Source organism: Nocardiopsis xinjiangensis YIM 90004 (assembly GCF_000341145.1).
Lineage (GTDB): Bacteria > Actinomycetota > Actinomycetes > Streptosporangiales > Streptosporangiaceae > Nocardiopsis > Nocardiopsis xinjiangensis.
In genome coordinates, this window is the sequence record NZ_ANBE01000024.1 from 36,689 (window position 1) to 57,738 (window position 21,050).

General features: G+C 68.3%; 21 protein-coding genes. 10 read left to right on the plus strand and 11 right to left on the minus strand.

Annotated elements, in window-relative coordinates; translation table 11 throughout:
* Window positions 1–4: 4 nt before the first annotated feature.
* From D473_RS0112095 to D473_RS24750, 3 genes are all read right to left on the minus strand, one after another.
* On the minus strand, window positions 5–202 hold the full coding sequence (locus tag D473_RS0112095; protein WP_017609331.1) for an MbtH family protein: 198 nt from the start codon (window positions 200–202) through the stop codon (window positions 5–7).
* A 68-nt stretch (window positions 203–270) separates the two neighbouring features.
* Complete coding sequence (gene sbnA, locus D473_RS0112100; protein ID WP_017609332.1) at window positions 271–1,278, minus strand: 2,3-diaminopropionate biosynthesis protein SbnA; 1,008 nt, start codon at window positions 1,276–1,278, stop codon at window positions 271–273.
* 7 nt (window positions 1,279–1,285) lie between these two features.
* Entirely contained in the window at window positions 1,286–1,573 is a 288-nt protein-coding gene (locus D473_RS24750; RefSeq protein ID WP_152436822.1) for a hypothetical protein, read from the minus strand.
* A 954-nt stretch (window positions 1,574–2,527) separates the two neighbouring features.
* Between D473_RS24750 and D473_RS0112110 the strand changes: the two genes are divergently transcribed.
* From D473_RS0112110 to D473_RS0112135, 6 genes are all read left to right on the plus strand, one after another.
* On the plus strand, window positions 2,528–2,740 hold the full coding sequence (locus tag D473_RS0112110) for a hypothetical protein (protein WP_017609334.1): 213 nt from the start codon (window positions 2,528–2,530) through the stop codon (window positions 2,738–2,740).
* 75 nt (window positions 2,741–2,815) lie between these two features.
* A complete protein-coding gene (locus D473_RS0112115; protein ID WP_017609335.1) occupies window positions 2,816–3,925 on the plus strand; it encodes a DegT/DnrJ/EryC1/StrS family aminotransferase in 1,110 nt (369 codons plus the stop codon).
* 36 nt (window positions 3,926–3,961) lie between these two features.
* A complete protein-coding gene (locus D473_RS0112120; protein WP_017609336.1) occupies window positions 3,962–5,356 on the plus strand; it encodes an NDP-hexose 2,3-dehydratase family protein in 1,395 nt (464 codons plus the stop codon).
* A gap of 24 nt (window positions 5,357–5,380) precedes the next feature.
* Window positions 5,381–5,995, plus strand: a complete 615-nt coding sequence (locus D473_RS0112125) for a dTDP-4-dehydrorhamnose 3,5-epimerase family protein (RefSeq protein ID WP_017609337.1) — start codon at window positions 5,381–5,383, stop codon at window positions 5,993–5,995.
* Window positions 5,996–6,091: 96 nt separating this feature from the next.
* Window positions 6,092–7,054 (plus strand): Gfo/Idh/MocA family protein, encoded by a 963-nt coding sequence (locus D473_RS0112130; protein WP_088177556.1) that lies wholly within the window; start codon window positions 6,092–6,094, stop codon window positions 7,052–7,054.
* A gap of 79 nt (window positions 7,055–7,133) precedes the next feature.
* Window positions 7,134–8,129: an ornithine cyclodeaminase family protein gene (locus D473_RS0112135; RefSeq protein ID WP_017609339.1), complete on the plus strand. Its 996-nt coding sequence runs from the start codon at window positions 7,134–7,136 to the stop codon at window positions 8,127–8,129.
* A gap of 133 nt (window positions 8,130–8,262) precedes the next feature.
* Here D473_RS0112135 and D473_RS0112145 read toward each other — a convergent pair whose 3' ends face one another.
* The 4 genes from D473_RS0112145 to D473_RS0112160 all read right to left on the minus strand — a co-directional run bounded on the left by D473_RS0112145 (window position 8,263) and on the right by D473_RS0112160 (window position 13,682).
* Window positions 8,263–10,539: an FtsX-like permease family protein gene (locus tag D473_RS0112145; protein ID WP_017609341.1), complete on the minus strand. Its 2,277-nt coding sequence runs from the start codon at window positions 10,537–10,539 to the stop codon at window positions 8,263–8,265.
* A 68-nt stretch (window positions 10,540–10,607) separates the two neighbouring features.
* Window positions 10,608–11,330 carry an ABC transporter ATP-binding protein gene (locus D473_RS0112150; protein WP_017609342.1) on the minus strand — a complete coding sequence of 241 codons (723 nt, stop codon included), beginning with the start codon at window positions 11,328–11,330 and terminating at the stop codon, window positions 10,608–10,610.
* Window positions 11,327–11,857 (minus strand): PadR family transcriptional regulator, encoded by a 531-nt coding sequence (locus D473_RS0112155; RefSeq protein WP_017609343.1) that lies wholly within the window; start codon window positions 11,855–11,857, stop codon window positions 11,327–11,329. Before D473_RS0112155 ends, D473_RS0112150 begins: the two co-directional genes overlap by 4 nt.
* Before the next feature lie 139 nt (window positions 11,858–11,996).
* The gene (locus D473_RS0112160; RefSeq protein WP_338044148.1) at window positions 11,997–13,682 is read right to left on the minus strand and encodes a BCCT family transporter; all 1,686 of its coding nucleotides are present in this window, start codon (window positions 13,680–13,682) and stop codon (window positions 11,997–11,999) included.
* A gap of 246 nt (window positions 13,683–13,928) precedes the next feature.
* Between D473_RS0112160 and D473_RS0112165 the strand changes: the two genes are divergently transcribed.
* The 4 genes from D473_RS0112165 (at window position 13,929) to D473_RS0112180 (ending at window position 17,244) form a co-directional block, all read left to right on the plus strand.
* Complete coding sequence (locus D473_RS0112165; protein ID WP_017609345.1) at window positions 13,929–14,813, plus strand: TetR/AcrR family transcriptional regulator; 885 nt, start codon at window positions 13,929–13,931, stop codon at window positions 14,811–14,813.
* Between the two features lie 79 nt (window positions 14,814–14,892).
* Window positions 14,893–15,795 (plus strand): BKACE family enzyme, encoded by a 903-nt coding sequence (locus D473_RS0112170; protein WP_017609346.1) that lies wholly within the window; start codon window positions 14,893–14,895, stop codon window positions 15,793–15,795.
* Between the two features lie 28 nt (window positions 15,796–15,823).
* Window positions 15,824–16,822, plus strand: coding sequence for a 3-hydroxyacyl-CoA dehydrogenase NAD-binding domain-containing protein (locus D473_RS0112175; RefSeq protein WP_017609347.1), 999 nt, complete (start codon window positions 15,824–15,826; stop codon window positions 16,820–16,822).
* The gene (locus D473_RS0112180) at window positions 16,807–17,244 is read left to right on the plus strand and encodes a thioesterase family protein (protein ID WP_017609348.1); all 438 of its coding nucleotides are present in this window, start codon (window positions 16,807–16,809) and stop codon (window positions 17,242–17,244) included. The genes D473_RS0112175 and D473_RS0112180 overlap by 16 nt, the downstream gene beginning before the upstream one ends.
* A gap of 22 nt (window positions 17,245–17,266) precedes the next feature.
* Here D473_RS0112180 and D473_RS0112185 read toward each other — a convergent pair whose 3' ends face one another.
* From D473_RS0112185 to D473_RS0112200, 4 genes are all read right to left on the minus strand, one after another.
* Complete coding sequence (locus D473_RS0112185; protein WP_017609349.1) at window positions 17,267–17,617, minus strand: hypothetical protein; 351 nt, start codon at window positions 17,615–17,617, stop codon at window positions 17,267–17,269.
* 388 nt (window positions 17,618–18,005) lie between these two features.
* Window positions 18,006–18,827 (minus strand): protein phosphatase 2C domain-containing protein, encoded by an 822-nt coding sequence (locus tag D473_RS0112190; protein WP_026126877.1) that lies wholly within the window; start codon window positions 18,825–18,827, stop codon window positions 18,006–18,008.
* Window positions 18,828–18,957: 130 nt separating this feature from the next.
* Window positions 18,958–19,704, minus strand: coding sequence for a L,D-transpeptidase family protein (locus tag D473_RS0112195; RefSeq protein WP_017609351.1), 747 nt, complete (start codon window positions 19,702–19,704; stop codon window positions 18,958–18,960).
* A gap of 140 nt (window positions 19,705–19,844) precedes the next feature.
* Window positions 19,845–21,020 carry a DUF418 domain-containing protein gene (locus D473_RS0112200; protein WP_026126878.1) on the minus strand — a complete coding sequence of 392 codons (1,176 nt, stop codon included), beginning with the start codon at window positions 21,018–21,020 and terminating at the stop codon, window positions 19,845–19,847.
* Window positions 21,021–21,050: the final 30 nt, after the last annotated feature.

Here is a 21,050-nt window from a genome sequence, read left to right on the forward strand (position 1 = left end):
GGAGTCAACTGGCCTCGGCGTCCATACGCCGGCGCAGACTCAGCGGCCTCATGTCGGTCCACACCCGTTCGATGTGCGCGAGACACTCCTCCTTCGTCCCGGAGAACCCTTCCGCTCGCCAGCCGTCCGGGACGTCCCGGTCCGCCGACCAGATGGAGTACTGCTCCTCATGGTTGACCACGACGAGATAGGTGTCGTGCATAGCTCTCCTCCTTCGTGTATGCAGTGCTGGAGCGCCACCGGTGAGCCCGCGGGCCCCGCCGAGCACGGTCACGCCCCCACGACCGTCCCGCCCGGCTCCTTCCACAGGTGCCCGATGTCACCGAAGTGTTCGAGGACCCAGGCGTCGGAGTAAATGGTGTCGAGGTAGCGCTCGCCCCGGTCCGGTAACAGGAGGACGCAGTTCGCGCCGTCCTCCATGTGGGGCAGCCACTGGGTGACGGCACTCACGACCGCGCCGGAGGAGCCGCCGCACAGGACGGCCTCCGTCCCGATCAGGCGACGGCAGCCCACGACACAGTCTTGGTCGGACACACGGACCACCGAATCGGCGATCCCCTCGTAGTAGAGCCCGGAACGGACGGCAGCCCCGTGACCGGGGATGAGGCGGTTGCCGCCCTTGTCCCCGAAGAGGGCGCTGCCTTCGGCATCGACCGCGACGACGCGGGTGTCCAGGCCGTGGCGCTCCGCGTAGCGGGAACAACCGTGGATAGTGCCGCAGGTCCCGGCCGCGACGAACAGATAGTCGACGCGCCCGTCGAGCTCACGTACCACCTCGTCCAGGACGCTTTCCTGCGCTCTGGCGTTGAGGAGGTTGGCGTACTGGTTGGGCCAGAAGGCGTGCGGAAGCTCCTCGAACAGTTCTTGGACACGGCGGAGCCGGGCGGGAAGGTAGTCCTTGCTGCCGTCCCCGGTCTCGGCGACCATCTCGATCCTGACCCCGTAGGCGGAGAGGATGGCCAGGTTCTGGGGGGTCGTCTTCGGGTCCACGACACAGACGAGGTCGAGGTCGTGCAGTCGACAGACCTGGGCGAGCCCGACCGCCAGGTTTCCAGAGCTGGACTCGACGACCGTGGACCTGCCGGGCACCAGTTCACCGCTGCGAAGGGCTCCGAGCACCATGCCCATGGCGGAACGGTCCTTGATGCTCCCCCCCGGGTTCAGCGCTTCGAGCTTGGCGTAGAAGTTCGCGCCGGACCAGGGGAAGAGTCGCTTGAGTCCGATGAGTGGCGTTCCGCCGACAGCGGCGAGAACGCCCTCACCCGCACGCGCGCTCATCCCCACCTCAGCCGTCAACGTGGCGTTCGAGATTTTCCGGTCGGTAAACAGCAGATACCTCGTCGAGGCGCTCCAGCACACCCTCCTCCTCCGCAATGCGCACCACGAAGGCGGCGAGGTCGGTGAACAACTTCCCGTTGAAGCCCTCGAAGCGCTCCAGGAGGTTCAGCCCGGTGGTGTTCTCCATCTCCAGGAGGACCTGGACCATGGAGAAGGAGTCCAGGTCGGCGACGGACTCCGGCTTGGGCACGTCCGGCTGTTCGTCGCAGATCATCGTCGCCATGTTTTGCGCCATGTTCGCGACTGATTCGATACGAATTTCAAAATTCACGGTGGGACACCCCTCTTCAGGCACGGTTCCGACAATCATCGCCTTCAGACACGGTTCCGCCAATCATCGTTTACCGACATTTCGGGGCGAGCGTAGCCGTGAAAAAATTCCGCAGTCAACCAAAGCGATCTGCACCGTGCCGGCCTCCCGCTCGCCCCACAGGGAGACACCGTTTCCTAAGTCGCGCCCCGATGCAAGGCTTCCATTCCACATGCCACGGAAGAAGGACGCGGTCCAGGGCACGGGAAAGACGAAGCCTCTCGCATTCCCCGACCCGGCACCACCAGGCGGACCCCAGGAGTGCCTCCGCCCCCTGTCCCGCTGGCGAGACATGTAAATATCTCATCAGCGCTGACACGATAGCCCCGCCGCCCCGACCGGATCACCGGCAGCGCACAGTCATCGACTCCCGCACGTTCACGCGTGGTCGGGAAGGTTCCGGCGGACGCCGGCCGCGCCCGGCCCACTGCGCCCCCGGCCTTGACCCGACAGTCCCCAGAACGCTTACATACTCCCCGGGGCCGGTATTCATCGATAGCCGGGCCGACTTTTTGGAAAACCCTCCACACCACCCTAGGGAAGAGGAGCTTTGCTGTTTCCACACGCAGAGTCCAAGAGCATCCGACTGCAACCCGCAGTCGATGACGATGCACCCAGTGCGTACGAGGTTCTGTTCCGAATCGGTTACAGATCGCTTCCCACACTGGACCGTTTCATGGAGACTTTCAATCGCGAGGTCTCGGCGAACTTCCTCGTTGTCGACCAGGAGAATGGGCGGGTCGTCGGAACCAGCTCACTGTCCGATCTATCGCCCGCCGGCAACATCCAGGCCGAAGTGTGCCTGCAGGCGGGGGGCCCCGNGCCCCGGCCGAGCACGTCCGAGACTCCTACGTCCTGACGACGAATTTCGCTTTTGCCATGTGGCGTACGCGCAAGGTCTACTTCCACACGACCGAGAACGCCCCCGAGGACCTTGGCTTCGGATCCCGGCACCCGAAGCTCGCCACGACCGAAGCAGTTCTCTCGGACCACTGGTACTTCCATGGTCAGCTCTGGGATGTCAGCGTGCGCTCCGTCCGACGGGAGCACTGGGACGCCCACGGCACCGATCTCCTGTTTCAGATCGTCTGAACCACCGGCGACGCTCCCAAAGAACAAGTCCACCCGAACCATGCCCAAGCGGCTCCGCTCTGGAGGCTACACACGATGACCATTAACGTCTGGGGTTACCTGGCGGAGTACGAACAGGAACGAGCCGACATCCTCGACGCTGTCGACACGGTCTTCCGGTCCGGCCGGCTCGTGCTCGGCAAGAGCGTCCACTCCTTCGAGAGGGAGTTCGCCGATTACCACGGCACACGGCACTGTGTCAGCGTCGACAACGGTACCAACGCCATCGTCCTCGGCCTCCGCGCACTCGGCGTCGGGCCGGGGGACGAGGTGATCACGGTCTCCAACACCGCGGCGCCAACGGTGGTCGCGATCAACTCGGTCGGAGCCACTCCGGTCTTCGTCGACGTCGATCCCGACACCTACCTGATGGAAGTCGACCAGGTTTCCGCCGCCATCACCGACCGCACCCGCTGCCTCCTGCCCGTACACCTCTATGGGCAGTGCATGGACATGGAGCACCTGAAGGCCCTGGCGGCCAAGCACGGCCTGGTGATCCTGGAGGACTGCGCCCAGTCCCACGGTGCCCGCCACAACGGCCGCCTGGCCGGCACGAGCGGCGACGCCGCCGCATTCTCCTTCTACCCCACGAAGGTGCTCGGTGCCTACGGGGACGGTGGGGCCGTCATCACCAACAGCGCGGAGACCGAGGCGAACCTGCGGCGCCTGCGCTACTACGGCATGGAGGAGCAGTACTACGTCGTTTCCACCCCCGGTCACAACAGTCGGCTGGACGAGGTCCAGGCCGAGATTCTGCGTCGCAAGCTGACTCGGCTCGACGGCTACCTCGCGCGGCGGCGGGCGATCGGTGAGCGCTACGCCGAGGCGTTCGCCGACACCGACCTGGTTACCCCGGTGACCGCCCCGGGCAACGACCACGTCTACTACGTGTACGTCGTCCGGCACCCGGCCCGCGACCGGATCCTGGAGGAGCTCAAGAAGCACGGGGTCTCGCTCAACATCAGCTACCCGTGGCCGGTGCACACCCAGTCCGGCTTCGCCCACCTGGGCTACGAGGAGGGTTCCCTCCCTGTCACCGAGCGGGTGGCGAACGAGATTTTCTCCCTGCCCATGTATGCCTCACTCACAGACGACCAACAGCAACACGTCATCGACGCCGTCCAAGACGTGCTCGACCGAGTCTGATGTGGAACCGAGACCCATGAGAAGGGAGGCGACAGGATGAGGCGTGACGGACAGATCGCGCAGTTACTACGGGAAGCAGGAGAGAGCGTCCCGTACACCTCGATCGACACCTTTCACGAATGGTGGAACCGGCGTCTGGAGAATGCACACGTCTCCGTGCGGAAGGTCCCCTTCTCGGAACTGGATTCCTGGGGGTTCGACCCGGATACAGGCAATCTCCAGCACTCCAGCGGGCGGTTCTTCAGCGTCGAAGGCCTCCAGGTCAGGGGCGGGGCCTCCCCCTGGTCCCAGCCGGTGATCAACCAGTCCGAGATCGGGGTCCTGGGGATCCTGGTCAAGGAGATCAACGGTGTGCTGCACTGCCTGATGCAGGCGAAGATGGAGCCGGGCAACGTGAACATGCTCCAGCTCTCGCCCACCGTCCAGGCGACGCGGAGCAACTACACAAAAGTCCACCGCGGGACCAGCACCCGGTACCTGGAGTACTTCGTCGGCCCACAACGCGGCCAGGTACTGGTGGACGTCCTGCAGTCGGAACAGGGCGCTTGGTTCTGGTGCAAGCGCAACAGGAACATCGTCGTGCTCGTCACCGAGGACGTCCCGCTGCACGAGGACTACCACTGGCTGAGCCTGGAGCAGGTCCGTTCGCTGGCCCGAACCGACAACTTGATCAACATGGACGCCCGGACCGTGCTCTCGTGCATGCCCTTCGCGCTGCCGGAGGAGGCGGAGGCAGTCGACTCGGACCCGTTCCGTCGAGCGCTCGTCCGCTCCTATCACTACCGGGGAGAGGGCCCAGAGAGCCGGCCGCTGCACACCGTCGGCGACATCCTCAGTTGGTTCATCGAAGCCAAGAGCGGTTGTGACTGGAGCGCCCGCCTCGTACCGCTCAAGAACGTCACCGGGTGGCGGCACACCCAGGACGAGATCACCGACGACCAGCACTTCCGCATCATCGGAGTCGAGGTCGAGTCGGTTACCCGCGAAGTACAGCAGTGGAGCCAGCCGCTCCTGCAGCCCTACGGCCAGGGACGGGCCCTCTTCCTCGCTCGACCGATCAACGGCATCCTCCACCTGCTCGTACAGGCCCACGAGGAACCGGGACTACTGGACCAGGTGGAAATGGCGCCCACCGTCCACCTCCTCCCGGGGGCGGACGAGTCCGTGACCCTGGATCCGTTCGTCCGCGACGCCCTGGCCTCGGACTCGGTCACGGTCCACTACGACCAGGTGCTGTCCGAGGAGGGTGGGCGTTTCCATCAGGCACTCACCCGGTACCAGATCATGGAGGTCGGCGACGACGTTCCGACCGACGTACCGCCGAACTACTGCTGGATGACGGTGCGCCAGCTCTTCGATCTCCTGCGCCACGGGCACTACCTCAACATCGAGGCACGCAGCTTGATCGCCTGCCTGCACAGCCTTCACTGAATAACCCGCACCAGGAGAACCGATATGCAGATCACCCCGATGGAGATTCCGAACGCCTTCCGGATCACCCCCGATCGATATCCCGATCGGAGAGGTACCTTCCACGAGGCGTTCCGATCCGGCGACCTCTCCGAGGTCATCGGTTACGAGTTCCTCGTCGGGCAGGCCAATTACTCGGTCAGCCAGAAGAACACTGTGCGCGGCATCCACAGCACCATGATCCCCCCGGGCCAGGCCAAGCTGGTCACCTGTGTTCGGGGAGAGGTCCTGGACGTCGTCGTCGACCTGCGGATCGGCTCCCCCACCTACGGGCAGTTCGATACCACCCGGCAGAGCGGGGAATCCGGTATCGCCGTGTACTTGGCCGACGGCCTCGGGCACGCGTTCCTCGCCCTCACCGACGACGCGTGCATGAACTATCTCTGCTCCGAGACCTACGTCCCCGGGACTATGACCGAGATCAACGCGCTGGACCCCGGCATCGGTATCCCCTGGCATCTGACCGGCCCCCCGATCATGTCCGACAAGGACGCGGCGGCGCCGTCCCTGGCCGAAGCCGCAGAGAAAGGCATGTTGCCAACCTACGAAGAGTGCCTGGAACACTACGCAGCACTCAGGTCCGCGAGCAGGGCTGCGTGAACGCCGAGGCCCCGCACCCCAGAACCGTTGTTCTCCTCCATTCCGCCGATCGGAGTCCCGAAGATGTTGTCCACCAGCACGGCCAAGCGGTTGCGCATGGGAGTCGTAGGGTGCGCGGACATCGCGTGGCGCCGTACCCTTCCGGCAATGACGTCCCATTCGACCATCGACGTCACGATGATCGCCAGCCGCAACCTGCAGCGCGCCACAGAGTTCACCGACAAGTTCGGCGGCCGTCCGGTCGAGGGCTACGAGCACCTCACCGACTCCGATGAGGTGGACGCGGTCTACATCCCGCTCCCCCTGCAGTTGCACGCGGAGTGGATCGAACGGTGTTTGGACAACGGCAAGCACGTGCTGGTCGAGAAGCCGATGACGCACAGCCTCTCCGAGACCGCCCGCCTGCTCGACCTGGCCAAGGAACGCGGTCTCATCCTGATGGAGAACTACATGTTCCTCTATCACTCCCAGCACGGTGAAGTCCGCAAACTCCTCACCGACGGGACGATCGGTGAGCTGCGCGGGTTCTCCAGCGTGTTCACGATCCCGCCCAAGCCCGAGGGCGACATCCGCTACCAGCAGGGTGTGGGCGGCGGAGCCTTCCTCGATTTCGGCGGGTACCCGGTGCGGGCTGCCCTGCACTTCCTGTCGGACGACCTCGACGTCGTGGGCGCGGTGTTCCGGCGCAGCGTCGGCCTGGGCATCGTGACGTCGGGCCAGATCCTGCTGAGCACGTCGCAGGGGGTCGGTGCCCAGCTCACGTTCGGCATGGAGCACTCCTACCGCAACACCTACAGCCTCTCGGGCAGCCTGGGCAGGATGAGCCTGGATCGGGTCTTCACCCCGCCGGACACCCACCGCCCGACCCTGAGCTTGGAGTGGCAGGACCGCCGAGAGCAGATCACCCTCGCCGCCGACCGCCAGTTCGCGAACGTAGTGGACTCCTTCGTCACGGCCACTGTCAAGGAGGATCTGGCTCCCCCTCACAACGACGGCACCCTGCGACAGGCCGAACTGATCGAACGCATCCAGGAGGTGGCCAGGTACGTGACGGTCTGACCGTCCTTCCCTCTCACCCCTCGTTCCCCTGTCAATCCCGAGGAGGACTCCCGTTCCATGGATTTCGAGCGCTNGCGGCGTGGACATCGTCGGTGCGGTGTCCGAGGCCTTGCTCCTGCACGGTGAGGGCGGGACGATCCTGCCGGAGGAGGCCTACCTCGGCTGGACCACGCCCGAGGGCGCGGACGCCCGGTGCCTGGCGATGCCGGGGGCACTTACCGGGAGCGGCAGGACGACGGTCGGACTCAAGACGATCAACGCGAGTCTCGCCAATCCCGATCGCGGGATCCCCCGTTCCCAGGGGTTCACGCTACTCCTCGACCCGGTCACGGCCCGCCCCCTCGCCCTCATGGAGGCCGCCTACATCAGCGCGATGCGCACCGCCGCGGTCACCGCGCTGGCGGCGCGGCACCTGGCCGTGGAAACCCCGCGCACCCTCGCTCTGCTCGGCTGCGGCACCCTCGCGCAGGCTCACGCGACTCTGCTGCTCGACAGCGTGCCCACTCTCGACCGGGTCGTCGCCTACGACCTCGTGCCGGAACGGGCCCGGAACATGTTGGAGTTCGTGGCCGAGCTCCCCGGCGGCGACCGGGTCGCCACCGAGGCCGCAGGCAGCCCCCGGGAGTGCGTGGCCGGGGCCGATCTCGTCGTCCCCGTCACCACGGTCACCGAGGGCTACATCGAGCCCGCCTGGCTCGCGCCCGGCGCCTTGGTCGCCCACGTCTCCCTCGACGACCTCACGGAGGAGGCCGTGCTGGGGGCCGACCTCGTCGTGGTGGACGACTGGAACCTGGTGCGCGACGACCCTCGTCGGCTGCTCGGCCGGATGCACCGCGCGGGCACCCTGCTCGGGCCGGACGCCGAACCGCGACTCGGGGTGAGCGCCCAGCCGCGCGCCCGGAAGGTCGACGCCTCGCTTGGCGACATCGTGACCGGGCACCACCCCGGCCGGCGCAACGACACCGACGTCGTGGTCAGCAACCCTTTCGGCATGTCGATCCTCGACGTAGCTGTGGCCGACCAGGTTCTGGCCCGGGCGAAGGACCTGGGCCTCGGCAGCCGTCTCAACCTCTAAGGGACCGCGCCGGATCCCGTGGAACACGGTGGACATGGAGGTTTGCACCCTCGAGGGCACACGGGTCGTCCTGACCGCGGCCCTGTCCTTCGACCCGGGCGGCGGCCTGCTCACGAAGCCCAAGACCTGAGCTTCACTCCGAGCGCAGACCGTCCGCCCGCATCGTCCGCAGGAGTGCGGGCAGCGTGAGCAGGGTCGCCAGGACGATCGCCCCAGCGCCCGCAGCCGCGATGGTCACGATCTCGGCGACATCGAAGGCCATCGGCAACCCGGTCGCACCAAGCAGGAGTGCGCCCAGCGCGAGACCGAACACACACGCGGTCGCGACACCGAGCGCGACAGGTACCGCGGTCTGCCACAGCACCGATCCGACGAGGGTTCTCCGCCGTGCCCCGAAGGCCGTGAGGACGGCATGGACCCTGCGGCGTTCCTGGATCTGTTCGACCGTCCCGACCGTCACCCCCGCCACGACCATGACCAGGCAGGCGATCGCGCCCGCGAGCAGCATGAGTTTCATGGTGTCGAGAGGCGATCCGACGTGGGCGACCAAGGGTTCCATACCGGCCGTGGGGTCCACCTCGGCGGCGGCCGCCAGCATTTGCTCGCGGGCCTCGGGGGCACTCTCGTCCACGCGGAGGAGGACGGCCCCGGTCATCTCTTCGACCACCTCCGGATCTGCTGAGGCCATGGCCTCGGGTGTGGCCAGGAGGGTTTCCTCGCCGTAGCGCGCCCCGGCCACGCCGGACGACAGTTCGGTGTACTGGGGAACTGTCCAGTGCATCGGCGGTTCGGTACCCGTCATCTCGGCCACGTCCCCCGGTTCCACCTCGGCCCCCGGGGTGGCGAACACGTCGCCGGGTTCACAGTCGGGCAGGTCCGTGAGCTGCTGCAGCGACGCGCAGTCGGCGACCCGCACCAGCACACCGCCGTTGTCGCCGACCATCGCGTACGTGCGACGGACGGCGACGGCCTCCTCGATCGCCGGTTCGCCCTCGAAGAGGGCCACGGGGTCCTCCACCCGGGGCTCCTTACTCAGGTCCACCCGCTGATAGGGGCCCTCCCCCGCGCTCGCCCCGACGGACGGGTCCCCGGTCTCGGGCACCCCTTCCCGGTCGGTGGACTCGGCGCCGTTCAACAGGGTCAGGAGCGCGATCGCCCCGGCGACGGTCACGACGATCCCGCTCACGGCCCGATCGCCGCCGGACGCCAACCGCCTCCGCGCCAGCTGAAGGGAGAGAGGACTCGAGGGCAGGGTCCGCACGGCCCGGTCGACCAGCCATGGGAGCACGGCCGTCGTGCCGAGGAGTACGGCGAGGAGGCCGACCGAGACCAGGACCGCCCAATTGACCGCCACGGTGCCGGTCAGGAACGATCCGAGCCCCGCGTAGAGCAGGGCGCCCCCGAACACCGGCAGGAGGAGCCGCCACCACAGGCGGGGTCGGCGCCGCTCGGCACGGCGCACCACACCCAGCGGTTCCACGGCCACACCCCGCACAGCGAGCAGGGCCACCCACAGGGCGAGCAGGGGGACGAGCACCGCCACCCCGGCGGCCAGGACGGGTGAGGGCACCACGTCGGAGGCGAACACGCCGTCGTCGATCGGCAGCGTCTCGACGATCGGGCGCCCCGCGACGAAGAATCCCGCGCCGATCAGCATCCCGAGCAGAACACCGGCCACGGTCTCCCCGGCGGCGATCCTCCGTGTGGCTGCGCGGTCGGCGCCCATGAGGCGTACGGCGGCCAGCCTCCGGTCTCGTGCCTGTCCCCCGAAACGTACGGCGGCGCTCAGGAAAACCACCACGGGGATGAGCATCACGACGGTGCCGACCAGGCCCAGGAGCAGAATGACGGGGGTGTCGGGGCGGTAGGGTTCGCCGCCCCCGAATGCATCCATCCGAACGGTGCCGGCGCCGTCGGCCTCCATACCCTCTTGACCGAGGTAATAGACGAGCTCGTGGGGCCCGCTCAAACCTTCTTCCTCGATCTGGCCCACCACCGGATGGTCGAGCCTGCGTTGGAGGAGGTCGTTGTCGGGGTCGGCGAGGCGTTCGGCCAGGGCCGGAGAGACCACCATCTCCCCGGGTTCGGGGAAGTCCGCGATCCCGGGAGGCAGGGGTGCCTGGTCCCCCTCGGGCTCGATCACCCACCCCGTGACGGGCGTGCCCCGGTGGTCGGCGTTGGCCAGAGCGGAGCCGAGCAGCACGGTGTCCTCAGCGGGCGGAGGTTGTGGGTACTCCGCGCTTTGGCGGAAGGAGAGGCCGCTGGAACGCTCCCCCACCTCGTCCAGGATCGTCGGCAGCGAGGCGGCCAGAAGGAGCATCGCGGTGGCCACCCCCACCCCGACGGCGGTCAAACAGGTACGTACGGCGCTCTCCCTGCCCCCGGTCAGGGACAGGCGGACCCCGATCATCAACTCGTTCCACCACGATGGCCGGGAGCGCGCATTCCCTTCCCGCGACGGGGTGTCCCGGAAGCTCTTCACCGTCCACCCCCGATATCGAGCGTGCGTCCGTCACGGACGATGACCTCGCGGTCGGCGTAGGCGGCCACGCGTGGTTCGTGCGTCACCAGCACCACGGAGGCGCCGCTCTCACGCGCCGTGTCGGTGAGCAGGCGCAGGACCTTCTCACCATTGAGCGAGTCCAGGGCACCGGTGGGTTCGTCGGCGAAGACCACGCGGGGCCGGGTGATCAGCGCCCTGGCGACGGCGACCCTCTGCCCCTGGCCCCCGGAGCATGCCCCGGGGCGTTTGCGGGCCACGTCGCCCACGTCCAACCGTTCGAGCATGCGTGTGGCCTCGCGTTCGGCTGGGCGCCTCCGCTGTCCGTTCAACCGCAGCGGGAGCGCGACGTTCTCCACGCAGGGGAGTTCGGGCACGAGCTGTCCGAACTGGAAGAGGAACCCGAACTCGGTGCGGCGCAGGGCGCTGAGCCGGGGGTCGGGCGCATGAGTGAGGTCGACGCCGCCGTAGTCGATCCGGCCGGCATCGGGACGGACCACACCGGCGAGGCAGTGCAGGAAGGTCGACTTCCCGGAACCGGAGGGCCCCATGAGCGCGACGATCTCCCCTCGGCCGAGGCTCAGGGAGGCCGTACTCAGGGCCTGTGTGAGGCCGAAGGCCTTGTTGAGGCCGTAGGCGGTGAGCAGGGGGCCGTCTGTGTCCTCCGGGCGGGGACGGTCACGTGGCGTGGGTCGTGTCATCGGCCGCGGACCTCCCCGGAGAGCTCGTCCAGGCGTGCGGCGGTCAGTTCGAGCCAGCGCAGATCCGCCTCGAGGTGGAAGAGCGCGTGGTCGCAGATCAGCTGGTCGCCGAGGTCGCCGTCGGCCTTGCGGCGGGTGAGTTCGCGCATCTGCTGCAGGTGTTCGGCCCGTTGCACGTCGAGGATCCCCTCGGCGGGACGGCCGGTGAGCAGGGCGAGCACGACCTTGGTGTAGAGGGCGCTCTGAAGATAGGGCGCGGGACTCTCGGGGCGGCCCAGCCACTGTTCGACGTCGGTGACCCCGGCGTCGGTGACGGCGTAGCGCTTGCGTTCGGGGCCGCCGCCGGTTTCGGTGGCGGTGACCTCGACGAGGCCGTTCTTGAGGAGCCGGGACAGCGTCGCGTACACCTGCCCGTAGGCGAGCGGGCGTTGGGTGGCGAAGTGCTCGTCGTAGACGTGCTTGAGGTCGTAGCCGTGCTGGGGGCGGTTCTCGAGCAGCCCCAGGAAGGCGGGTCCCAGTGAAGACATGGCCCTGACTATACACAGGACGTATACTTGCTATGTATAGCGGTGTGGGGATGTCCTTCTTCCACATACGACGGAGGGCGCCGGACCGCGTCCGACGCCCTCCGGTTCCGGAGGTCCGCCCGGCGGCGGGGGAGGTGGGTCAGGTGACCGGTTCGGCCGGGGGCCGGCCTCGGCCGTCGTCGTCCCGTACCGAGGCGTCCTCGAGGTCGACGGTCTCCGGGGCGCCGTCCTCCGAGGCGGTGGCCCCCGGGCTCTCGGCCCCGGGGTCGTCCGCCTCGGTGGGGCCGCGCGCCTCCGTGGTACCCGGGGCGACCACGGCGGTGTAGCGCTCGTGGTCGCGCAGCCAGCGCACGAGGGAGACCGCGACCACGGCCAGGACGGCGATCAGCGGGAACGCCGTCACGACCGACAGGGTCTGCAACGCGTCCGTGCCGCCGGCCGACATCACCGACACCGACACCGTGGCCAGGACCAGCGCCCACAGCACACGGTTGGCGCGGGACGGCTCGACGTCGTTGGGCAGGTCCTTGGACGTGGCCGAACCCATGATGTAGGACGCCGAGTCCAGGGTCGTGGCCAGGAAGATCATCAGCAGCACCAGGAACAGCACCGTGATGATGCCGCTGAGCGGGAACGCCTCGAGCGTCGCGAAGATCGCCTGCACGGCACCCCCCGACTCGAGGGTGTCGGCGATGGGTGCGCTGCCCTGCAGCTCGAAGGCCATGCCGGAGTTCCCGAGCAGTGAGAAGGCCAGCCAGCAGCCGAGGCTGCCGAACCCGCACATGCCGATGATGATCTGGCGGACGGTGCGTCCCCTGGAGATCTTCGCGCAGAACATCCCGACGAACGGGCCGTAGGAGATCCACCAACCCCAGTAGAAGACCGTCCAGGCCTCCTCGAAGCCGGAACCGCCGGCCGGATCCATGTAGGTGCTCATGCGCACGATGTTCTGCGCGAGCATGCCGACACTGTTGGTGAAGGTGTCCAGGATGAACACCGCGGGCCCCAGGACCAGGATGAGCAGCCCCAGCGTGGCGGCCAGGTACAGGTTGAGGTTGGCCAGCCGCTTGAGGCCGCGGTGCAGTCCGAAGAAGACACTGACACCGAACAGCACGGTCCACAGTCCGATGACCACCGTGTTCAGGCCGATGTTCGCCTCGATGCCGAGTATGCGGGATGCGCCCTCGGAGACGGCGGGCACGGCCAGTCCGAGTGAGGTACCGGCGGCGCCGATCATGCCGAGGACGAAGAGGACGTCGATGAGGCGGCCCAGCCAGCCGTCGACACGGTCGCCGAGCACGCCGCGGCAGGCCTCGCTGAGCCGCAGCCGGCGTACCTTGCGCACGTGGTAGGCGTAGGCGAGCGCCAGTGAGGGGACGCAGAAGACCGCCCACGCGGTCAGGCCCCAGTGGAAGAGGGGGTAGGTCGAGGACCACTCCGCGGCCTCGGTGCTGCGGGGCTCGATCCCGTAGGGCGGCTCGGTGTAGTAGTGCGCCCATTCGACGATGCCCCAGTACATGAGGCCACCGCCGATGGCGGCGGTGAAGAGCATGGCCAACCACGTGGGTGTGGAGAACTCGGGGCGGTCCTCCGGCTTGCCCATCTTGATGTTGCCGAAGCGGCTGAAGGCGAGCCAGAGCAGCAAGCCGGCCAGGCCCAGGACGAACCAGATGTAGACCCAACCGAAGTCCGACTCGAGCCGTGACAGCACGCTCCCGAGCAGACGTTCACCCGTTTCAGGGGCGACCACGAACGGTGTGGTGAAGCCGATCACGAGGATCAGCGATGGCCAGAAGACTTTGGGATCAATGTTCCAACGGATGATTCACGTCACCTCCGACGCCGGGGTCACAACTTCACCAGTGCTACTCGCTTGCGGCTGACTAATCAACCAGTCAGAAAGCGCATCATTGCGATCATGAACGATCGAACAAGACGCGGCGAGCGAAGGAAACCCCCTAACCACAGGGGTTGGGCCACGGCAGAACCCCCTGCAACACTCCGCTTGATAACGAAGCGACATACATCTTCGCATTGCGATAATCGCTACGGTGCTGCTACGTTCTCTGCCGTGAACGGCGAAGCAACCGACGATGTGCGCGACAGGGCCCGTGAGGCGATCCACCGGTCGGGGTTCTCCCAACGGGGGTTCGCGGACCGGCTCGGCATCGACCCCACCAAACTGTCCAAGTCCCTGACGGGCAGGCGGCGATTCGCCCCGGAGGAACTGGCGGGCATTGCGACCGAGGCCGGTGTGACCGTCAACTGGCTTCTCAACGGCGACGACGACGCCGTCACGGTGGCAGCGGCCCCACGGGACTCCGCGGTGGCTCCCCCGCCGGCGATCCCGGCCGACCGCCCGCTGGCAGCAAAGGAACACAACCGAAGGCTGCAGATCATCGACGCCGCGTGGACCCTCATCGCCGAGCACGGGTTCCACTCGGTACGGGTGGCCCACGTGGCGCGGGCGTGCGGGACCTCCAACGCGGCCGTCCACTACCACTTCCCCACCCTGAACCACCTGCTCGAGGACGCGTTGCGCTACTCGGTCAAGCAGGCCTTCGACCGCCAGGTCGCCGGGCTGCACGAGATCGAGGACATCCACGAACGCCTGCTCAACCTGATCGAGCTCCAGCTCCCGGACTCCGAGCGGCTGCGGCTGGAGTGGTCGATCTGGATGCAGGTGTGGACCTCAGCGGCGCTCGATCCGAACATGCGCGAGATCCACGCGGACTCCTACCGGCGTTGGCACGAGACCATCGCGCGCACCCTCGCCGAGGGACGCGGGAGCGGGGTCTTCGCCGACTTCGACGTCGAGGAGATGACCAAGAGGCTGACCGCGCTCATCGACGGCATGGGCATCCAGGTCATGACCGGTATGCCCGGCCGTTCCGTCGACCACATGCGACGCACCCTCCACGAGCTCATCGAACGCGACGTCCTGAAGCACGTGTAGCACCCCTTCAGTACCGAGCCCCGGCGGCGACCCCGCCCGGGCGCGATCCCCAACGCCGCAGAGAAAGGCGAGACCCGTCGTGAGCGACACCATGAACAACAACGTCATCCTCACCACGGCCCTGACCGGGGCCGGTGACACCGTGGGCCGCAGCGAACACGTGCCGGTGACCCCCGCGCAGATCGCCGCTTCGGCGGTCGAGGCGGCCGAGGCCGGGGCGAGCGTGGTGCACATCCACGTGCGCGACCCCGAGACGGGCGCGCCCTCGCGCGAGAACGCCCTCTACTGCGAGGTCGTCGACCGCATCCGCCAGACCGGCGTCGACGTGGTCGTCAACCTGACCGCGGGCATGGGCGGCGACCTGGTCATCGGCCAGGAGGACCCGCTGAAGTTCGAGGAGGGCACCGACCTGGTCAACGGGCTCGACCGCCTCCCGCACGTCGAGCAGATCCTGCCCGACATCTGCACCCTCGACTGCGGCAGCATCAACTTCGGCGACGGCAGCAGCGTCTACATCTCCACCCCCGACATGCTCCGTGCCGGCGCGAAGCGGATCCAGGAGCTGGGTGTGCGCCCCGAGCTGGAGATCTTCGACACCGGCCAGCTCCGGTTCGCCAAGCAGATGCACGCCGAGGGCCTCATCGACGACCCCTCGCTGTTCCAGCTGTGCACCGGTATCCCCTACGGCGCCCCGTCCGACCCGGCGGTGCTGCAGTCGATGGTGAACATGCTCCCGGAGGGCGCCCAGTGGGCCAGCTTCTCCATCGGCCGCAAGCAGATGCCGTGGGTGGCGCAGTCGGTGCTCATGGGCGGCCACGCCCGTGTGGGCCTGGAGGACAACCTCTACCTGCGCAAGGGCGTGAAGGCCACGAACGGCCAACTCACGGAGAAGGCCGTGAACCTCATCGAGCAGCTCGGCGCGCGTGTGGCCACCCCGGACGAGGCGCGCAAGCAGCTGAACCTGCGCAGCCTGAACGCCTGAGCCGACCGAAGCACACGAGAGGCCCGACATGACACACGCCAAGACCCCACCCGAGTCCGTACGCACGGTCGCCTGTATCGGCGCCGGGGTGATCGGTGGGGGCTGGGTCGCCCACTTCCTGGGCCGCGGTTACCAGGTGGTGGCTTGGGATCCCGCCCCCGACGCCGAGGAGAAACTGCGCTCACTGGTGGCCTCCGCCTGGCCGGCGTTGCAGAGGCTCGGCCTGGCCGAGGGTGCCTCCATGGACCACCTGCGCGTGGCCCCGACGTTGGCCGAGGCGGTCGCCGACGCCGACTTCGTCCAGGAGAGCGCGCCCGAGCGCCTGGACCTCAAGTCCGACCTGCTGGCGGAGATCGACGCGGCCCTTCCCGAAGGTGTCGTGGTGGGCTCCTCCACGTCCGGGTACAGCATGTCCGAAATGCAGGCCAAGGCGGCCGACCCGGGCCGTCTGGTGGTCGGGCACCCCTTCAATCCGCCCTACCTCGTGCCACTGGTCGAGGTCGTGGGCGGTGAGAAGAGCCGGCGGTGGGCCGTGGACTGGGCCTCGGAGTTCTACCGCCTGGCCGGCAAGTCCGTGATCACCATGGACCGGGAACTGCCCGGGTTCATCGGCAACCGGATCCAGGAGGCCGCCTGGCGCGAGGCCCTGCACATGGTCGCCGAGGGCGAGGCGACCGTGGCCCAGATCGACCAGGCCATGACCGACGGTCCGGGGTTGCGCTGGGCCTTCCACGGTCCGTGCACCACCTTCCACCTGGCCGGCGGCGAGGGAGGCATGGCGCACATGCTCGACCATTTCGGCCCCTCCCTCAAGGCACCGTGGACCCGTCTGGAGGCGCCCGAGCTCACCGCGGAACTGCGGGACCGGATGGTCGCGGGCACCGACGAGGTCGTGGACGGCCGATCCACAGCAGAGCTCATCGCCCAGCGCGACCGTCGCATGATCGCGATCATGCGGGCGCTGGAGGAGGTCGAGCGTGAAGAAGCCGCCGAGCACGAGGAGAAGCCGGTATGGGTACGTCACTGACCGAACGGGTGCGCCCGGAGTGGATCGACTACAACGGCCACCTCACCGAGGGCGGCTACGTGTTCGTTTTCGGTTACGCCACGGACGCACTCATGGACCACGTGGGGATGGGCGCCGAGTACCGCAGGACCTCCGGGCGCTCGCTGTACACGGTGGAGGCTCACGTGCGCTACCTCGACGAGGTGCGTGAGGACGCCGATCTGCGGGTCCTGACCCGGGTCGTGGGAGCGGGGAGCAAGAAACTGCGGCTGTGCCACGAGATGCGGGTGGGCGGTGCGCTGGTGGCCACCGAGGAGATCATGGCGCTCCACGTGGACCGGCAGCAGGGGCGCGCGGTCGTGTTCCCCGAGGACGTGGCCGCCTCGCTCGCCGCCGAGGTGGAAGAGGTCCCCGACTACGCGGGCCGTGCCGTATCGGGCTGAGTCCGCTCGTGCCTTCGGTCGGTCAGCCCGCGAAGAACTGGTCGTCGGTCTCGTGGCGCAGGGCGCGCCAGGCGGCGATCCAGCGCTGGCACTCGGTCTCGTTCTCGCCGACACAGGCGGTGACGAAGGCGAGCAGCATGACGTAGCGGGGCAGGTGGTCGCTCTCGAGCGCCTCACGGAAGGCGCGGGCGTTCACCGTGCCCCCGCTGCGGTACTCGAGTTCCTGGTAGGAGAGGCCGCCGATCCGGATGAGGCAGCGCCGCATGCTCCGCGTGAACTCGGCGGGGGTGCGTGCGTGCAGGGGATCGGCGCGGGCCCCGCCGGCCAGGGAACGGTTCGGTCCTGTCGGTTCGAGGACGCCCGTGACGGACAAAGGAAAAGCTCCCTTCACGAAACTACTTCGGGTTTCGGTGGCACCTCCGACCGTGTTCGGGCGGGGGCGCTGGGGCGAGAGGATCGCCTGGAGCGGGGTGGACCGAGCGGGGTGAAGAAGATCCCCGACTGTTCGCCTTGTGGGAAATCTACCGGACGATACCGACCCGCGAAAGCTTACGATCCTCGGTGTGCGGGAACCCGGCCCCGTAAGGGGAAGGAGAACGTGAGGAATTCACGTTCGATGTCGGCCCCGACCTCGTTGCGAGGACGCGGTCACCGGGAGAAACGCCCGAGGGACTGTGATCCCTCCCTGCTGTCTGCCTAGGACGGGCCTCCTGTGGATCAGGTTGTCAGAGAGCGATAAATGCCCGACCGGAACACGAGTTTCAGTCTTGACCAAAATCCGGGGTCCAGGTCAGAACGGTCGCGTCGTCGCTGCTCTTGCCCCGCGGGAAAACATGCCCGTCCGCATCGGCCTCCTCCGACCCCCTGACCTGCTCGATCAGGGCGAGCGGTCCGCGATCCAGCACCAGTTCCGCCGCGGACGACCAGTCGTGGACGCCGAACACGTCGACAGCGCGTGAGGCCCCGTCGGTCATCGCCACCCACCCGCGCACCCCCTCCAGCGGTATCGCCCCGACCAGGGCTGCATCTGCCGCGCGGGGGTCGGCACCGGCCGTCCAGAACCCGCCGTCGACGTTGCGTCGGGCGCGCAGGGCATCACGGCGACGGCGCTCCTCCTCATCACGTTCCGGGGTGTCCGGAACGCTCTCGTGAGGGACCCGGGCCAGTTCGGCGCGCAGTTCCTCCAGGCGGGTCTCGGCGAACAAGCGGGCACCCGCCCGACCGGGCACGACCAGCACCGAGTCCGAGAGCACCAAGTACTCCAGGTGCGCGCCCGATACCCGGGCCACGACCACGGTGGCCGAAGGGGTCTCCTGCAGAGCGAGGTCGCAGGTGGCGGCGTGCAGGGAGGAGGCCGCACCGATCGCCTCGGCCAGGGCGGTGCGCAGCGGGGCGCCGGAGTCGGCCCCGGCCAGCAGCAACCCTCCGAGCCGGCGGGTGTACCAGGCCACACCGTGCACACACCCGTTTCCGGGCTGCGCGCTCACGCCGTCGAGCACGACGGCGGTGCGGTCGGTGGCGGCCGCGAAGTCCTCGTTGTCCCGGTCGGCCCGCCCGGGCCGGGTCGCGATACGGAACGGCAACGGCACTCCTCTTCCCCGGGCGGCCGCTCCGCCCGACGGGCCCATCCTGCCCGACCCCCGTACACGGCCGGGGCCGGGGGCGTACTCACCCCCGGCCCCGGCCGGTCCTGCGTCTGTGTGTCGGTGCGGGTCAGTGCACGACGACGGTGGTGTGGACGTCCAGGTGTCCGCTGTCCCAGAGCCAGTCCATCGCGCCCAGACTCACCCGGGCACAGCCCTTGGAGGCGGGTTGGGCGGGCACGCTCGGGTAACCGTGCACCGCGATGCCGCCGTTGAAGTACTTGGGCTTGTACAGCGCGCCGTAGGGGCCCGGGTCCCAGGAGTCGACCTCACGGAAGACCTGGTAGGTGCCGGTGGGCGTGGTGGCGATGCGCTCGCTGCCGTCATCGCCCTCGTAGGGCTCACCGGAACCGGTGGAGGTGTGGATGGTCGACTGCACCTCGCCGTCGGAGACGACCAGGAGCAGCTGGTTGTCGAGGTCGATCTCCACGACCGAGCCCTCGGACGTGGTCGCCGAGGGCACCGCTCCGTCGTCGAGCGCCTCGCGGGTGTCGGGGCCGACGATGCCGTCGCGGGCGATACCGGCGGCCTTCTGGAGAGCGGTCACGGCGTGCTCGGTGTGCAGACCGAATTCACCGTCGACACCGCCGACCCAGTAACCCAGTTCGAACAGGCGCTCCTGGAGCGCGGTGACCTGGGCACCGCTGTCACCGGAACGCAGGTCCTCGGTGATGACGGTCTCGGCCGGGGCCGGCGGTGCGGCGGTGGCGGGTGCGGGCACCAGGGCCGTACCGACCGCGAGGACACCAGCGGTGGCCACGGCGATCAGGGCGGATCGGGGGGAGAATCTGGCGGAGGTCCTTGCAGGGGACGACATGGGGGTAGCCATATGCTCCATTGTGCCCCGGAGACGGCTTCCGCGCGCCCCGGGTCCGGGAACCGGGGACGAACGTCCCCTCGCCGGAACCGGGTGCCGTGCCGCCCGCGGGCACGGCACCCGACCGGTTCGCACCGGCCTCACCCGCCCGCGCGCGTGCGGCCCGCGTACACACACCTGCGCATGAGGGCATCCAACGGCCCGGGACGCCCGGACCGGTCCAGCCAGGTGGCCAGAGCCAGGGACACGCCCCAGACCAGAACCGCCGTCACCAGGGCCCCGAACCCGCCCAGAGTGGCCCCGAGCCCCACGAGGTCGGGCTGCAGGACCACAGCGACCAACACCGAATTCAGGATGTAGAACGTCAACGAACGCTGCCCCATCGCGGCGATCGCCCGGGTGAGAGGACCCTTACGGCTCTCCAGGAAGATCGCGAGCAGGGTGAACGCGGCCGCGTACCCGGCACCGCCGAACACCCCGGTCAGCACTTGCAGGCCGAGCAGCAGGCCGCCCTCGACCACGCCGGGTTCCAGGACGCCGAGCGCCATGAGGGCGGAGGGCAGCGCCCCCGCCACCGACACCGCGGTGCCCGCGACGGCGACACGGACCAACAGCGGGCGGTGCGCCCGCGGATCGTCGAGGATGCGGGCACGACCGGCCCGGAACCCGATCACGACCAGGAGGAACAGCGGGTAGGTCACGGCCAGGAACACCGGACCGATGGGCAGGCCGAAGAGCCGCTCCACCCAGTCCTGCGCGGTGAGGTAACCGGGGACGGCGAAAGAGGCCTCAGCGCTCTCCACCTGCATCGCGGCCTGCGTCCCGATCATGCCGAGGGGCACGGTGACCGCGTAGAAGACCGTGAAGACCACGGCGGCGCGCACGATCGCCCGGTTCGAGCGCAACAGCAGCCACCCGATGACCAGAGCGGCCAGACCGTAGGAGGTGAGGATCTCCCCGGGGAAGACGAACAGGGCGTGCACGAAGCCGAAGAGCAGCAGGAACCATCCGCGGCGGCGCAGCAAGCGGCGGATCTCACGGTCGTCGGTACCGCGTTCGGTCCGGCGGATCACCATCCACGCCATCCCGTACCCGAAAAGGATCGCGAACATCGGGAAGGCGCGGTTGTCGAGCAGCAGATGGGTCACCACGGAGGCGGACCGGTCGAGGAAGCCCTCCCCCGAGACGTCGGTGCCGAACCCGGCACCGACGTACACCCCGGCGTAGGCCATGGCGATGAGCAACAGCATGAACCCGCGCGCGAGGTCGGGCGCGAGCACACGTCCTCTCCGTGTCCGGGCGTCCGGTACCGACATCTGGGTCTCCTCCGGTGTTTCGGGGCCGGA

Bases quoted from the DNA above. Each gene is read 5' to 3' on its own strand.
- D473_RS0112115 (WP_017609335.1), top strand. From the start codon at position 2,816: ATGACCATTAACGTCTGGGGTTACCTGGCGGAGTACGAACAGGAACGA.
- sbnA (WP_017609332.1), bottom strand. From the start codon at position 1,278: ATGAGCGCGCGTGCGGGTGAGGGCGTTCTCGCCGCTGTCGGCGGAACG.
- D473_RS0112200 (WP_026126878.1), bottom strand. From the start codon at position 21,020: ATGTCGGTACCGGACGCCCGGACACGGAGAGGACGTGTGCTCGCGCCC.
- D473_RS0112195 (WP_017609351.1), bottom strand. From the start codon at position 19,704: ATGTCGTCCCCTGCAAGGACCTCCGCCAGATTCTCCCCCCGATCCGCC.
- D473_RS0112120 (WP_017609336.1), top strand. From the start codon at position 3,962: ATGAGGCGTGACGGACAGATCGCGCAGTTACTACGGGAAGCAGGAGAG.
- D473_RS24750 (WP_152436822.1), bottom strand. From the start codon at position 1,573: ATGGCGCAAAACATGGCGACGATGATCTGCGACGAACAGCCGGACGTG.
- D473_RS0112110 (WP_017609334.1), top strand. From the start codon at position 2,528: ATGTGGCGTACGCGCAAGGTCTACTTCCACACGACCGAGAACGCCCCC.
- D473_RS0112130 (WP_088177556.1), top strand. From the start codon at position 6,092: ATGGGAGTCGTAGGGTGCGCGGACATCGCGTGGCGCCGTACCCTTCCG.
- D473_RS0112175 (WP_017609347.1), top strand. From the start codon at position 15,824: ATGACACACGCCAAGACCCCACCCGAGTCCGTACGCACGGTCGCCTGT.
- D473_RS0112145 (WP_017609341.1), bottom strand. From the start codon at position 10,539: ATGATCGGGGTCCGCCTGTCCCTGACCGGGGGCAGGGAGAGCGCCGTA.
- D473_RS0112155 (WP_017609343.1), bottom strand. From the start codon at position 11,857: ATGTCTTCACTGGGACCCGCCTTCCTGGGGCTGCTCGAGAACCGCCCC.
- D473_RS0112095 (WP_017609331.1), bottom strand. From the start codon at position 202: ATGCACGACACCTATCTCGTCGTGGTCAACCATGAGGAGCAGTACTCC.
- D473_RS0112180 (WP_017609348.1), top strand. From the start codon at position 16,807: ATGGGTACGTCACTGACCGAACGGGTGCGCCCGGAGTGGATCGACTAC.
- D473_RS0112125 (WP_017609337.1), top strand. From the start codon at position 5,381: ATGCAGATCACCCCGATGGAGATTCCGAACGCCTTCCGGATCACCCCC.
- D473_RS0112150 (WP_017609342.1), bottom strand. From the start codon at position 11,330: ATGACACGACCCACGCCACGTGACCGTCCCCGCCCGGAGGACACAGAC.